The organism is Amycolatopsis sp. NPDC059657 (assembly GCF_042734395.1).
Taxonomy (GTDB): domain Bacteria; phylum Actinomycetota; class Actinomycetes; order Mycobacteriales; family Pseudonocardiaceae; genus Amycolatopsis.
In genome coordinates this window covers 1-13,820 of sequence record NZ_JBHWEB010000182.1, presented here as the reverse complement: position 1 = coordinate 13,820, position 13,820 = coordinate 1, and the positions used below count along the sequence as shown (strand labels likewise).

The window sequence follows — 13,820 nt, the reverse complement described above, 5'->3', positions numbered from 1 at the left end:
CAAGCTCGTCATACGACGGACGCTCACTCCCGGTCACGCGGTGATCATCGCAGAACGACGACCACCACGCGACAGAGACCTGACTAGTTACCCGGTCAGGCCACTCACGACCCCTGAGCTGCGGAAACGACTAGTAGACGGGACCGGTGTACTTCTCGCCTGGGCCCTGGCCAGGGGCGTCGGGCACGGCGGAGGACTCGCGGAACGCCTTCTGGAGCGACTGCAGGCCGTCGCGCAGGGGGCCGGCGTGCGCGCCCAGGTACTCTGCGGAGGCCGTGACCAGGCCCGCGAGCGCGGTGATCAGGCGGCGGGCCTCGTCGAGGTCGCGGTGCGGGCTGGTGTCCGGGTCGGCGTCGGCGAGACCCAGGCGCTCGGCCGCCGCGGACAGCAGCATCACGGCCGCCCTGCTGATGACTTCGACGCTGGGAATCTCCTCCAGGCCTCGGATGTCCTGGGAATACTCGGGCTGCTGCGAAGGTTGATCTGACACGTCTGGTACCCTTCCACCTGCGACCAGCTCCCGAGCAATCGGGGGCGGACAAGTGGAGCCCCGCTCCCACCCGAGTCACCGCAACACAGGTGTCCGGGTCCGGTCTCGCCACAGCAGCCGCAAGGCCGTGGTGGCGAAGCGTTCGATCTTCGAGGTTCTCCTCGAAGCCGTCCGCGATCGGAAAAGAGTGGGCCCCGCGCGTCAGGACATCCTGATGACGGGGCCTTCTGTATGTGGGCACCAGGTCGAGTAACAGGAATCATTCCTCGGACCAAGGAGGCCCCATCAGCTCCGAGACACGCATCAACGACCGCATCCGGGTACCGGAGGTCCGCCTCGTCGGACCCGCCGGCGAGCAGGTCGGCATCGTCCGGATCGAAGATGCACTGCGGCTGGCACAGGAGAACGATCTCGACCTCGTCGAGGTCGCGCCCCAGGCGCGCCCGCCGGTATGCAAGCTCATGGACTTCGGCAAGTTCAAGTACGAGAGCGCGCAGAAGGCCCGCGAGTCACGCCGCAACCAGCAGCTCACCGTCATCAAAGAGCAGAAGCTGCGGCCGAAGATCGACCAGCACGACTACGAGACCAAAAAGGGTCACGTGTCCCGCTTCCTCGCCGCCGGGAACAAGGTCAAGGTGACCATCATGTTCCGTGGCCGCGAGCAGTCGCGCCCCGAGCTGGGCTTCCGGCTGCTGCAGAAGCTGGCAGACGACGTGACCGAGCTCGGTTTCGTCGAGTCGTCGGCGAAGCAGGACGGCCGCAACATGATCATGGTGTTGGCGCCGCACAAGAACGTCAAGCCGAAGGCCAAGCCGGCCAAGGACGAAGAAGTCGCCGAGTCCTGACGGTTTCGCGCCACACGCAACGCATGTCGCAGCACACCGGTCTCCGGTGTGCTGCCGCCTGAAAGAGGAAAGCTCCGAAATGCCGAAGATGAAGACGCACAAGGGCACGTCCAAGCGGGTCCGCATCACGGGTACCGGCAAGCTGCGCCGCCAGAAGGCCGGCCGCCGCCACCGGATGGAGGTCAAGTCCAGCGAGCTGACGCGTCGTCTCGAGGGCACGACCGAGGTCAACAAGGCCGACGTCCCCCGGGTCAAGCGCCTCCTGGGTCTGTAGACCTTCACCAACTCGTACCTTTACCCACCCGGGGTGTGATCCGCCCCCCTAGATCGACAGGATGGACCCGTGGCACGCGTCAAGAGGGCGGTCAACGCCCAGAAGAAGCGTCGCGCAACTCTCGAACTGGCCAGCGGTTACCGCGGCCAGCGTTCGCGGCTGTACCGCAAGGCCAAGGAGCAGACGCTCCACTCGCTCAACTACGCCTACCGGGACCGCCGTGCCCGCAAGGGTGACTTCCGCCAGCTGTGGATCACCCGTATCAACGCGGCCGCCCGTGAGAACGGCGTGACCTACAACCGCTTCATCCAGGGCCTCAAGGCCGCGGGTGTCGAGGTCGACCGCAAGATCCTCGCGGACCTCGCGGTGAACGACGCCGCCGCCTTCGCGGCGCTCGCCGAGCTCGCCAAGGCGAACGTCAACACCGAAGAGAAGAAGTCGGCCTGATCTCCTCAGACGCGCGCACACAGCCCGGGGCCGATCCGTTCACCGAACGGACACCCCGGGTTGTTGCTGCGCGCAAACTGACCCGCCGCGCCGAGCGTGACAAGACCGGCCGGTTCCTCGCCGAGGGCGCGAACGCCGTCGAAGCGGCGCTGGCACACGGCAAGGTGCACGAGCTCTTCGTCGCGGAACGGGCGTCCACCCAGCACGTGGCACTGGTCGCGCGTGCCCGCGAACTCGGTGTGCGGGTGTCCGCGATCACCGACCGCGCGGCCGAGGGACTCTCGGAAACCGTTACGCCGCAAGGCATCGTCGCGGTGTGTGAGCTGCTCGACCGGCCGCTCGCCGGCATGCTCGGTACCGACGCCAAACTCGTCGCCGTGCTCGTCGACGTGGCCGACCCCGGCAACGCGGGCACCGTGATCCGGGTCGCCGACGCCGCGGGCGCCGACGCCGTGATCCTCGCGGGGGAGAGCGTCGACCCGCACAACGGCAAATGCGTGCGCGCCGCCGCGGGCAGCCTGTTCCACCTGCCGATCGCACGCGTGCGCGACATCGGCGAGGCGCTCACCGCGTGCACCGACGCCGGGCTGGTCACGCGTGCCGCGCACGGCTACGCCGAAGAGCAGCTCGACACGATCGACCTCACCGTGCCGACCGCCTGGGTGTTCGGCAACGAAGCGCACGGCCTGCCGTCGGACGTGCTCGACGCCGTTGACAGCGCGGTCCGCATTCCCCTGTACGGCAAGGCGGAGAGCCTGAACCTGGCGACCGCCGCCGCCGTCTGCGTCTACGCCAGCGCGATGGCCGCACGCCGGGGCTGACCGAGTACGCTCCCGAAGTCCTTTGTGGTCACTTCTGGGGGTTTCCATGGGCCGGTTGGCTCGCTCGTTGGCACTGTTCAAGGCTTCGCTGAGCGTCCTGCGCTCGCGCAAGGAACTCGTCACCTTCCCGGTGCTCTCGATTGTGGGAGGCCTGCTCGTCGCGGCCGTCTTCCTCGTGCCCGCGGTCTTCGTGTCGCGCGGAACACTCGAACACGATCGAGTGGCCGCCGGTTCCTGGGTGCTGCTGGCGCTGTTCTACGTGGCGGCCGCCTTCGTCACCGTCTTCTTCAACGCCGCCCTCATCTCGCAGGCCGACGTCGCGCTGCGCGGTGGCGACCCGAGCGTCGGCGCTGGCCTGCGCGCCGCGGGCCAGAACTGGCTGCGGCTGCTGGGCTGGGCGATCATCACCGCCACGGTGACGATGATCCTGCGCGCGATCGAAGAGCGGCTCGGCTTCCTCGGCCGGATCATCAGCGGGTTCCTCGGCATGGCCTGGACACTGGTCACCTACCTGGTGCTGCCGGTGCTCATGCTCGAGGACAGCACCGTGCGCGCGTCGGCCAAGCGCTCGGCCGAGATGTTCAAGCGCACCTGGGGCGAGAACCTCGCCGGGCAGGGCGGGATCGGCCTCGTCGGCTTCCTGGTCTCGTTCGCCGGATTCGCGCTGCTGATGCTGCCCGGCGTCCTGCTCGGCGGTGGCGCGATCACCTGGTTCGTCTGCCTCGGCCTGGCACTCGTCTGGGTGCTGGCCGTGTCGATTCTGACGACCACGCTGTCCGGTATCTACCAGACCGCGCTGTACCGCTACGCCGCCGAAGGCACGGTGGCGGGCGCGTTCGCCGATGTTGATCTTCAGGACGCCTTCGCCACCCGCTGACGCTCGCGAGGGTTCCCGGTCGGTGTCATGAGCCGATCACCTAGAATCGGCTGTCATCCCACACGTGTGCCGTCCTGGCCGCGTGCGGCCGCCGATCCCGTCACCAACGGACGCCGAGGAGTTATGTCCGGAGCCACCGAACAGCAGAACCCGACCGCGGGCGAAGCGCTTTCGCCCGAAACACTGCGGGCTGCGATCAAGAAGGCCGAAACGGACTTCACCGCGGCAACCGACCTCGACGCGCTGGCCGCCGTCAAACCGGCGCACCTGGGTGACCAGTCGCCGCTGCTGCTGGCCCGCCGCGAGATCGGCGCGCTGCCCAAGAAGGAGAAGGCGGAAGCGGGCAAGCTCGTCAACGAGGCGCGCCAGGCCATCCAGTCCGCGTACGACGCGCGCCTGGTCGTGCTGCAGGCCGAGCGTGACGAGCACGTGCTGCGCGAGGAGACGGTCGACGTCACCCTCCCGTGGGACCGCGTCGCCCGCGGCGCGCGCCACCCGATCACCACGATCTCCGAGCAGATCGCCGACGCCTTCATCGCCATGGGCTATGAGGTCGCCGAAGGTCCCGAGCTCGAAGCCGAGTGGTTCAACTTCGACGCGCTGAACTTCGGCAAGGACCACCCGGCCCGCCAGCTGCAGGACACCTTCTACGCCGGTGAGGAGGACTCGCGCCTGCTGCTGCGCACCCACACCTCCCCGGTGCAGGCGCGCACGCTGCTGCACCGCGACCTGCCGGTGTACGTGGTGTGCCCCGGCCGGACGTACCGCACCGATGAGCTGGACGCCTCGCACACCCCCGTCTTCAACCAGGTCGAGGGCCTCGCGGTGGACAAGGGCATCACCATGGCCCACCTCAAGGGCACGCTCGACGCGTTCGCCCGCGCGATGTTCGGCGAGCACTCGAAGACCAGGCTCCGCCCGCACTTCTTCCCGTTCACCGAGCCGTCCGCCGAGGTGGACGTGTGGTTCGAGGAGAAGAAGGGCGGCCCGGGCTGGGTCGAGTGGGGTGGCTGCGGCATGGTCAACCCCAACGTCCTGCGTGCCTGCGGCGTCGACCCCGAGGTGTACTCCGGGTTCGCCTTCGGCATGGGCATCGAGCGCACCCTGCAGTTCCGCAACGGAATCCCGGACATGCGCGACATGGTGGAGGGCGACGTCCGCTTCACCCTTCCCTTCGGAACGGAGGCGTAGTGCGAGTCCCCGTCAGCTGGCTGACCGAGCACCTCGGCCTTGGTGAGGCGATCGAGCCGCAGGAGCTGGTCGACGCCTTCATCCGCATCGGCATCGAGGTCGACGACGTGCAGCCGCTCGGCCAGGTCACCGGCCCGCTCGTGGTCGGCAGGGTCGCCGAGATCGAGGAGCTCACCGAGTTCAAGAAGCCGATCCGGTTCTGCCGGGTCGAGGTCGGCGAGGAGCACGCCCCCGAGCTCGAAGCGGGCGAAGACCCCGCCGCCGTCCGCACCCGCGGCATCGTCTGCGGCGCCACCAACTTCGCCGAGGGTGACCTCGTCGTGGTCGCGCTGCCCGACGCGGTGCTGCCCGGCGACTTCGCGATCGCCTCGCGCAAGACCTACGGCCGGATCAGCGACGGCATGATCTGCTCGGCCCGCGAGCTCGGCCTCGGCGACGAGCACAACGGGATCCTCGTGCTGCCGTCGGGCACCGCCAGCCCCGGCGACGAGGCGCGCGAGCTCATGGGACTCGGCGACACCGTCCTGGAGCTCACGCCCACGCCCGACCGCGGCTACGCGCTCTCGATCCGCGGCCTGGCCCGTGAGCTGTCGAACGCGCTCGACGTCCCGTTCGGCGACCCCGGGCTGATCGAACTGCCCGGCGCCGAGGGCGACGCCTGGCCGGTGCACGTCGAGGACACCGACGGCTGCAAGCGGTTCGTGCTGCGCCGGATCACCGGCCTCGACGCGAGCGCGCCGACGCCGTGGTGGATGCGGCGCAGGCTGATGCTGTCCGGCATCCGGTCCATCTCGCTGGCCGTGGACGTCACGAACTACGTGATGCTCGAGGTCGGGCACCCGCTGCACGCCTTCGACACCGGCGCCGTCCAGGGTGATCTGGTGGTGCGCAAGGCCAAGCCGGGCGAGAAACTGACCACTTTGGACGATGCGGTCCGCGAGCTCGACCCCGACGACGTGATCATCGCCGACGACAGCGGCGTGATCTCGCTGGCGGGCACCATGGGCGGCGCGAGCACCGAGATCACTCCGGAGAGCACCGACGTGCTGCTCGAGGCGGCGCACTGGGACCCGGCTTCGATCAGCCGGACCGCCCGCCGCCACAAGCTGTTCTCCGAGGCGGCCAAGCGGTTCGAGCGCTACACCGACCCACAGCTGTGCGCGGTCGCCGTCGAGCGGGCCGCGCGCCTGCTGCGCGAGTACGGCGACGGCTCGATCCAGCCCGGCCGCACCGACGAGGGCGGCGTGGAGCCGTTGCCCGCGATCACCATGCCGATCAACCTGCCCGACCAGGTGGCCGGGGTCAGCTACGACCGCGGCGTCACCGTGCGCAGGCTTGGCCAGATCGGCTGCAAGGTCGTGCTCGACGCGAGCGACGACGGGACCGCGCTGGTCACCGCCGCGCCGCCGAGCTGGCGTGGTGACCTGGTGCAGGCAGCCGACCTGGTCGAGGAGGTGCTGCGCCTGGAGGGATACGACAGCATCCCGTCGGTGCTGCCCGCCGCGCCCGCCGGTCGCGGCCTCACCGACACCCAGCGTCGCCGTCGTGCCGTCTCGCGCGCGCTGGCCGAGGCCGGGTACGTCGAGGTGCAGCCGTTCCCGTTCATCTCGAAGTCCGTGTGGGACGCGTTCGGCCTCGCCGACGACGACGTGCGCCGCCACACCGTGCGGGTGCGCAACCCGCTCGAAGCGGACAAGGACCAGCTGGCCACGACCCTGCTGCCGGGGCTGCTGGAAACCTTGCAGCGCAACGTCTCCCGCGGTTTCAAGGACCTGGCGCTGTACTACATCGGCCAGGTCGTGCTGCCGGGTGCCAAGCCGTTGCCGGTGCCGGATCTCGGCGTCGACCGGCGGCCGACCGACGAGGAGCTCGCGCTGCTCGAAGCCTCGGTCCCGCTGCAGCCGACGCACGTCGCCACCGTCCTCACCGGCCAGCGCCTGCGCTCCGGCTGGTGGGGCAAGGGCGAGGACGCCACCTGGGCCGACGCCGTCCAAGCCGCCCGCACGATCGCGGCGGCCTCCGGCATCGAGCTCACCGTGGCGGCCGCGGACCTGCTGCCATGGCACCCCGGCCGCTGCGCCAAGCTGCTGGTCGGCGACTGGCCGGTCGGGCACGCGGGCGAGCTGCACCCCAAGGTGATCGAAGCGCTCGGCCTGCCGAAGCGGACGGTCGCCATGGAGCTCGACCTCGACGCCATCCCGCTGCCGGACTCGCGCCCGGCGCCGCGGATCTCGGCGTACCCGCCGGTGCTGCTCGACGTGGCGCTCGTCGTCGACGCGGGTGTGCCCTCGGCCGACCTCGCTGACACGCTGCGTGGTGCGGCTGGCGACCTGCTCGAGAACGTCGAGCTGTTCGACACCTACACCGGCGCGCAGGTCGGCGAAGGCAAGCGCTCGCTGGCCTACAAGCTGCGGTTCCGGGCTCCGGACCGCACGCTGAAGGTCGAAGAGGCCATCGAGGCCAAGGACGCCGCTGTGGCGGCCACGGCCGAGCGATACGGCGCGGAGCTTCGCGCTTAGAGATGTTTGAGGGCCTCGCGCTGAGAGAGGCTTGATAGCCCCGGGTGGGTGGTGACGAACTGTCGCACCCACCCGGGGTCTGTTTTCGCGTACTCCCGCAGCGCCCAGCCGATGCCCTTGCGCAGGAAGAAGTCCTTGTCGGCCACGTTCAGTTCGATGGTCTTGGACAGCAGTGAAGTGTCGGTTGCGTCCTTCGAGCCGATCTGGCAGATCACCGCGGTACGGCGCCGCCAGAGGTCGGCGTCGGCCGCCCAGTCCCGCAGGCGCGGCTTGAGCACCTCCGGCTCCGCGCGCAGTATCGGGCCGACCCGGCGGACGGCGATCTCGTCCACGTAGTCCCACCAGGCGCCCGTGACGATCAATTCGTCGTAGAGTTCGAGCGATTCCGAGTCCAGCCACCGCGCGTACGCCCTGTCGCCGGTGAGATCCAATGCGACATACCGTTCTTCTCGGTACTTGGCGTCGCGCCACAAGGTGAGCACGGCTTCGGTGAATGATTCCCGATCGGGCAGTGGATGTGCGCGGAAAATCTCTCTCGTGAGCTCGCGCCTGGCCGGTTTCTGGACGCCGAGGAAGTCCATCTCGGACCTCATGTAGGCCCGCATCTCGGGCGCTTTCATCGGATCCGCCCGTTCGGCCAGTCCTGTGCGGACGGCGTCGGCCAGGTCCTGCGCGGCCTGCATTTTTACCTCCACCGGATGGGTAGGTGCCGAGTACGCCAGGTGGCGGACCCGTTACGTTTGTCCGAATCGGATCATCGTCGAGTTTAGGAAAATCCAACGAAAGACGGATGGTGAAATCCGTGTCGATCGGCGAAGTTGTTGGCAAGACTCGGTATTTTCCCTGAAATCGGGACGAACGTCGACGAAAAGGAACATCGTGAACAAATTTGCTGCCGCGGTAGCGGCCGCGAGCCTCCTCGTCAGCGGGGCGGCCATCGCCCCGATGGCGGGTGCGGCGCCCGCGGCGTCGGAGTTCGCCCCGGCGCCCATCAAGTGGGGCAAGTGCGAGAGTGCCCGCCTGCAGAACGCCGGTGGGGAGTGCGGCTTCCTGGAGACGCCGCTCGACCACGCCAAGCCGAACGGCGAGAAGATCCAGATCGCCGTCTCGCGGATCAAGCACAAGACCCCGCAGTCGCAGGGCATCATGATCGTGAACCCCGGTGGCCCCGGCGGTTCGGGCCTCGGCCTGTCGATCCTCGGCCAGTTCGTGCCGAACGGCGCCGGTGACAACTACGACTGGATCGGTTTCGACCCGCGTGGTGTCGGCTCCAGCAAGCCGGCGCTGACCTGCGACGGCAACTACTTCAGCTACAACCGGCCGAAGTACGTGCCGACCACGCGTGAGCTGGAGCAGACCTGGCTCGCCAGGTCGAAGGGCTACGCCGAGGCCTGCAAGAAGAACGGCCCGCTGCTCGAGCACATCAAGACCGTCGACGTCGCGAAGGACGTCGACAACCTGCGCAAGGCGCTTGGCGAAGAGAAGATCAACTACTACGGCTTCTCCTACGGCACCTACCTCGGCCAGGTGTACAGCACGCTGTACCCGCAGAAGGTCCGGAGGATGGTGCTCGACGGCAACGTCGACCCGCGCAAGGTCTGGTACCAGGCGAACCTCGACCAGGATGTCGCGTTCGACCGCAACATCAAGATCTACTTCGACTGGGTCGCCAAGTACGACTCGATCTACCACCTCGGCAAGACCGGCGACGACGTCGAGAAGCTCTGGTACGCCCAGCAGAAGAAGCTGTACGCCAACCCGGCGGGCGGCATCATCGGCGGCGACGAGTGGACCGACATCTTCCTGCAGGCCGGGTATTACGTTTTCGGCTGGGAAGACATGGCCAAGGCCTTCGACGGCTGGGTGCACAAGGGTGACTGGCAGACGCTGAAGCAGCTCTACGACGACTCGAACGCCCAGGGCGAGGGCGCGGACAACGGCTTCGCCGTCTACGCGGCCGTGCAGTGCACCGACGTGCAGTGGCCGAAGAGCTGGACCAAGTGGAAGATCGACAACTGGCTCACCTACCTGCGCGCCCCGTTCGAGACCTGGGGCAACGCCTGGTTCAACGCGCCGTGCCTCTACTGGCCCGCCAAGGCGGGTAAGCCGGTGGAGATCGACGGCAGCAAGGTGCCCGGCATCCTGCTGATCGACGAGGAGCTCGACGCGGCCACCCCGTACCCCGGCAGCCTCGAGGTGCGCAAGCGCTACCCGAACTCCAGCCTGATCAGCGCGCCCGGCGGCACCACGCACTCCGGCTCGCTGTCCGGCGTCGCGTGTGTCGACGACAAGATCGCCGACTACCTGGCCAACGGCACGTTGCCGAAGCGCACTCCCGGTCAGGGACACTCGGACGCCCAGTGTGAGCCGGTCCCGCCGCCGGTGCCCGCCGGCGCCGCGGCCGCGACCCAGCGGTCGGACAAGGCGCAGGCCGGTGCCGACGTCAAGAAGGAACTGCTCCCGCAGCTGCTTCGCTTCTGAGGTGACTGAATAACGCTCCATCACGGTGCCCCGATCTGGTCCGCCAGGTCGGGGCACCAGTGTTTCGGCACCAGGACGGCGGGTTCGGGAAGCGACTCGGCGCCGGGAGCCACGTGTTTCGCGACGAGCTTCGGATATCTGGCACGCAGGCTCGGCAGGTCTTCCGAGAGCTTCTCGCCCTCCGGCCGCGCGCTGCCGACGAAACCGAAGGCGTCGTAGATCGCTTCCGCGGCGATGGTGTCGTCGACATCGTCGCCGTTGCCGAGCGGCACGAAGATGTCATAGATGATGCCGCCCAGCGGCTCGGCGTCGATCACCTCGTCTTCGTCGAACTCCAGCTCCGCGAGCAGGTCGGGAAGCGCCACGGCTCTCGTGAATCTTCGTCTGCCTTGCAGGATCAGCCAGGACACGGCCTCACGGAAGTTCTCTTCGGACATGCTGCCCAGCGCGATCCCGAAAGCGGTCCACATCTCCCATGAGTTGGCACGCTGATGGATGCGCTGGAGCATGTGATGGAACTGCACGATCTCGAAGAAGGGCAGCGCCTCGACGCTGTGCCGCAGCCGGATCACCTGCTGGCGGCTCTTCGTCATCGTGGTCAGGAAACCAGGGCCGGGGTTCGTGCCCCGCTGCGACTGGCGGATCAGCCGCCAGAACTGATGCTCTCTCATCGTCACTCCTCCGTCGCCGAATGTGATGGAATCACGGTACGCCGGAGGCCCGACAATTTCGGAGAGCAGCAGGTCGGGCGCGGAAAGTGACAAAGCTGTCGGTGCCGGGGTCTAGCGTCGCGGACATGAACATCACCAAAGAGCACCGGACAGAGATCCGGGTCGGCACCAACACCTATCGCATCGAGGTCGCCGCGCAGCCGAGCGACGACCACACCCAACCCTCGCAGTGGGTCGCCATCACCATCGGCGGCGCCGATGTCGACGGCGATCCGGTCGCCGAAGGCAGGCTCGATCTGCAGAATCACGTCACGGCCACGGTGGCGGAGCTGATCGCGGAGAGCCTCTTCTCCTTCGCGGGCAGACCGAAACCGCCGCCGCGCCGAAGACCAGGCGATCGTCCGGCCAAACAAGGCCAGTCCTGGTCGGCGGACGAAGACGCCGAGCTGGAGAAGCGGTGGCTGGCGGGCGAAAGCGTCGAGATGATCGCTCACTACTTCGAGCGGACACCCGGCGGTATTCGCGCGCGCCTGCCACGCGTCGGCTGTGATCCGGAGAACCAGGGGGAGTACCTCCCGACTCCGCCCAGCCGCAGGCCCGAGGCTTCGGGAGGTGAACCGGGTTAGGCCGGGGTGGTGGGCAGGTCGTCCATCCTGCCCACCACCTCCACTACGCCGGTAAGGCGCTCAGCGGGACGGCGAAGATGGACCGTCCGCAGGTCTGGTTCGCGGCGGCGCAGTCGGCGGTCGACCACTCCGCCTGCGACCAGACGAGTCCGGTCGACCAGTCGTACGTGAGCGACTCCGGGTGCACGGCCCAGCAGGCCGTGGTCGAGGGTGAGCCGCACGTGGCCGAGTTACTCGAGGACTTGGTCTGCGCCCAGAGCTGGCCCGCCTGCGTGGCCGAGCTGTGCGCCACGTACCACTTTCCGTTGTGTGCCAACACACCCTGCATATTGCCCACATAGCTTCGGTAGGCCTCGGTCGCGGCCACCGAGCCGGACGAGTTCGCGTCGAGGAGGTAGTCGGAACCCATGCCGTAACGGAAGAGCCTGCCGTGGAGGCTCTGGTCGGAGAAGTACTCGGTGGTCACCAGGCTGGCCGGGGAAGTGCTGCGGTCCAAGGAAATGGAGGAGAAACACGGCACGCCGGTATCGGAAGCCATGCTGCAGGTGCCGCCCGCGTAGCTGTAGTAGCCGACCTGCATCAGCGCGTACTTGTAGCCATAAGCGCTGTAGCCGCCCGCGTTCTTGCCGATGCTGTCGGAACTGTCGGTCATCTGCAGGATGTGCTTGGTGCTGAACACCCGGATCGCGGTGGAGGTGTTGCCGACGGCGGTCACGTAGATCTTGTCGCCGTACCAGGCCATGCCGCCCATGTGCGCCTTCGCCGCGCTGAAGTCGGTGCCGGTGCTGTTCGGCACGGCCAGGTAGGCCATGCGGAACGCGGGCGCGGCAGGCTTGTTGTAGTTGACGACCATGATGCGCGCGTCGTTGTAACGGCCCAGTGTCTCGGTGCCGTGCCAACCGGAAAGGAGGATCTTGTCGCTGCCCCACATGCCGTCGTTGTCGGCGTCGCCGGAGGTCGTGATGCCCTGCGGGACCCAGGACGAACTGCCTGCCCGGTCGGCGTCCCAGCACAGGGCCGTCGTGGCGGCGGGTGCCTTGGGAAGAGCGGCCTTTTCCTTGCTGGTACAGCCGGTCATCGGATAGTTGGCGTCGTTGACCACGGTGTTGAGACTGACGTTGGGCAGCGCGTTGTCCAACGCGGTCAGTGCCGAGGCCGGCGTCGCGTGCCACACCAGGTTCTGCTTGGTGGTCGTGGTGAGCGGATCGCTGTAGGCGGCGTTGGCGGTCGCGGGCGCGGACAGCGCGGCGACGGTCACCGCAAGCGCGGGGAGTAGGACTCTGAGGACTCGCATGACATGCCTTTGTACGGCCGGAAAATACAAGGGCCGTACAAACCCTGAGCGGCTACCACGGTGCCGGGCCCCTGGCGGGTCCGCGTGAACGCCACTTTCACAACGTTGAGCCTGGATCCAGGTTGAGCGTTGTGAAAGCGCCGTTCACGTCGTGCGAGCCGGGCGAGGCGAGGCGAAGGCTGGGTCAGGTTCGCCAGGTGATGGGCAGGCTGGCCGGGCCGACCGTCACCAGGCCGGTCTTCCAGACCAGGTCCGCGACGGAACACGTCGGGCGCAGGCCGGGCAGCCGGGTGAGCAAGGTCGTGTAGGCGATCTCCAATTCCATCATCGCGAGCGGGATGGCCACGCAGCGGTGCACGCCGTGGCCGAACGCCAGGTGCGGGCTCGTCCGCGTGAGGTCGACGTGGCCGGGGTCGGGAATGACCTCGGCGTCATGGTTGGCCGACGGGGTCACCGGGATGATCGTCGAACCGGCCGGGATGTGGACGCCGGACAGCTCGACGTCCTCCAGCGCGACCCTTTCCTTGGCAGAGCAGAAAACCGGGACGTAACGAAGTAGCTCCTCGAGCGCGCTCGGGAGCAGTGAAGGGTTGTCGGTAAGCCGGTCGAGCTGGTCGGGGGAGAGCGCGAGCAGGGAGTTCGACAGCGCGCCCGCGACCGGCTCGTAGCCGCCGGTGCACAGGTTCAGGACCGTGTACAGCAGCTCGAGTTCGCTGAGCTGGTCGCCCGCGTCGCGGACGGCGATCAGTGAGGAGACGAGGTCGTCGGCCGGGCACTCGCGCTTCGTGGCGACGAGGTCGGTGATCAGGCCCATGATCTCGCCGAAGGCCGCGCCGGCCTGGGTGCGATCGGAGGTGGACAGGGTGATGTCCATCAGTGAGCGCAGCCGGTGACGGTCCACATCGGACACTCCGAGCAGTGCGCAGATGACGCGGGCGGGGAACGGCCTGGCGAAGTCGTGCAGGAAGTCCGCGGGCGGACCGGCCTTGACCAGGTCGTCGACCAGGTCGGCCGCGATGTGGGTGGCGACCGGGCGCAGGCTTTCGACCGCGCCGGAGGAGAACGCGCGGGCGACCAGCTTGCGGATGCGGGTGTGGTCGGGTGGGTCGAGGTTCATCAGGACCGGGGGCAGGCGGCTGAGCTGGGTCAGCACCGCCGTGGGGGGGGGGGGGGGGGCGGCCCCGCCCCGGGGGGGGGCGGCGCCCCGGGCCGAGTTTGGGCGCCCGGGGGGGGGGGGGGGGGGGCGGCCCCCCCCCCCCCCCCCCCCGGCCCGGGGTGGGGGGT

14 protein-coding genes are annotated in these 13,820 nt (G+C 68.3%); 9 read left to right on the top strand and 5 right to left on the bottom strand.

The features are described 5' to 3' along the window. Positions 1 to 130: 130 nt before the first annotated feature. Positions 131 to 490 (bottom strand): DUF1844 domain-containing protein, encoded by a 360-nt coding sequence (locus ACFV15_RS45490; protein ID WP_378359385.1) that lies wholly within the window; start codon positions 488 to 490, stop codon positions 131 to 133. A gap of 233 nt (positions 491 to 723) precedes the next feature. Here ACFV15_RS45490 and infC point away from each other — a divergent pair, with 233 nt between their 5' ends. From infC to pheT, 7 genes are all read left to right on the top strand, one after another. Beyond that, positions 724 to 1,335 carry a translation initiation factor IF-3 gene (gene infC / locus ACFV15_RS45485; protein ID WP_091298251.1) on the top strand — a complete coding sequence of 204 codons (612 nt, stop codon included), beginning with the start codon at positions 724 to 726 and terminating at the stop codon, positions 1,333 to 1,335. 79 nt (positions 1,336 to 1,414) lie between these two features. Further along, positions 1,415 to 1,609: a 50S ribosomal protein L35 gene (gene rpmI / locus ACFV15_RS45480; protein ID WP_378359383.1), complete on the top strand. Its 195-nt coding sequence runs from the start codon at positions 1,415 to 1,417 to the stop codon at positions 1,607 to 1,609. A gap of 69 nt (positions 1,610 to 1,678) precedes the next feature. Further along, positions 1,679 to 2,056 carry a 50S ribosomal protein L20 gene (gene rplT / locus ACFV15_RS45475; RefSeq protein ID WP_378359382.1) on the top strand — a complete coding sequence of 126 codons (378 nt, stop codon included), beginning with the start codon at positions 1,679 to 1,681 and terminating at the stop codon, positions 2,054 to 2,056. Beyond that, entirely contained in the window at positions 2,056 to 2,877 is an 822-nt protein-coding gene (locus ACFV15_RS45470; protein ID WP_378359386.1) for a TrmH family RNA methyltransferase, read from the top strand. Before rplT ends, ACFV15_RS45470 begins: the two co-directional genes overlap by 1 nt. A 46-nt stretch (positions 2,878 to 2,923) precedes the next feature. Beyond that, a complete protein-coding gene (locus tag ACFV15_RS45465) occupies positions 2,924 to 3,754 on the top strand; it encodes a DUF6159 family protein (protein WP_378359380.1) in 831 nt (276 codons plus the stop codon). 123 nt (positions 3,755 to 3,877) lie between these two features. Beyond that, positions 3,878 to 4,945 carry a phenylalanine--tRNA ligase subunit alpha gene (pheS, locus tag ACFV15_RS45460; protein WP_378359378.1) on the top strand — a complete coding sequence of 356 codons (1,068 nt, stop codon included), beginning with the start codon at positions 3,878 to 3,880 and terminating at the stop codon, positions 4,943 to 4,945. Further along, positions 4,945 to 7,464 carry a phenylalanine--tRNA ligase subunit beta gene (gene pheT / locus ACFV15_RS45455; protein WP_378359376.1) on the top strand — a complete coding sequence of 840 codons (2,520 nt, stop codon included), beginning with the start codon at positions 4,945 to 4,947 and terminating at the stop codon, positions 7,462 to 7,464. The genes pheS and pheT overlap by 1 nt, the downstream gene beginning before the upstream one ends. Here the strand turns inward: pheT and ACFV15_RS45450 are convergent. Continuing rightward, positions 7,461 to 8,147, bottom strand: a complete 687-nt coding sequence (locus ACFV15_RS45450; RefSeq protein ID WP_378359374.1) for a DNA alkylation repair protein — start codon at positions 8,145 to 8,147, stop codon at positions 7,461 to 7,463. The genes pheT and ACFV15_RS45450 overlap by 4 nt on opposite strands. Positions 8,148 to 8,343: 196 nt before the next feature. Here ACFV15_RS45450 and ACFV15_RS45445 point away from each other — a divergent pair, with 196 nt between their 5' ends. After that, positions 8,344 to 9,945 carry an alpha/beta hydrolase gene (locus ACFV15_RS45445; RefSeq protein ID WP_378359373.1) on the top strand — a complete coding sequence of 534 codons (1,602 nt, stop codon included), beginning with the start codon at positions 8,344 to 8,346 and terminating at the stop codon, positions 9,943 to 9,945. Positions 9,946 to 9,965: 20 nt separating this feature from the next. Here the strand turns inward: ACFV15_RS45445 and ACFV15_RS45440 are convergent, their stop codons facing one another. Next, positions 9,966 to 10,616 (bottom strand): DUF4240 domain-containing protein, encoded by a 651-nt coding sequence (locus ACFV15_RS45440; RefSeq protein WP_378359371.1) that lies wholly within the window; start codon positions 10,614 to 10,616, stop codon positions 9,966 to 9,968. Positions 10,617 to 10,741: 125 nt separating this feature from the next. Between ACFV15_RS45440 and ACFV15_RS45435 the strand changes: the two genes are divergently transcribed. Then, positions 10,742 to 11,242: a helix-turn-helix domain containing protein gene (locus ACFV15_RS45435; protein WP_378359369.1), complete on the top strand. Its 501-nt coding sequence runs from the start codon at positions 10,742 to 10,744 to the stop codon at positions 11,240 to 11,242. Positions 11,243 to 11,285: 43 nt separating this feature from the next. Here ACFV15_RS45435 and ACFV15_RS45430 read toward each other — a convergent pair whose 3' ends face one another. Together ACFV15_RS45430 and ACFV15_RS45425 are read right to left on the bottom strand one after the other, a co-directional pair. Then, positions 11,286 to 12,536 (bottom strand): hypothetical protein, encoded by a 1,251-nt coding sequence (locus ACFV15_RS45430; protein WP_378359368.1) that lies wholly within the window; start codon positions 12,534 to 12,536, stop codon positions 11,286 to 11,288. Between the two features lie 184 nt (positions 12,537 to 12,720). Beyond that, complete coding sequence (locus tag ACFV15_RS45425; protein ID WP_378359366.1) at positions 12,721 to 13,689, bottom strand: cytochrome P450; 969 nt, start codon at positions 13,687 to 13,689, stop codon at positions 12,721 to 12,723. Positions 13,690 to 13,820: the final 131 nt, after the last annotated feature.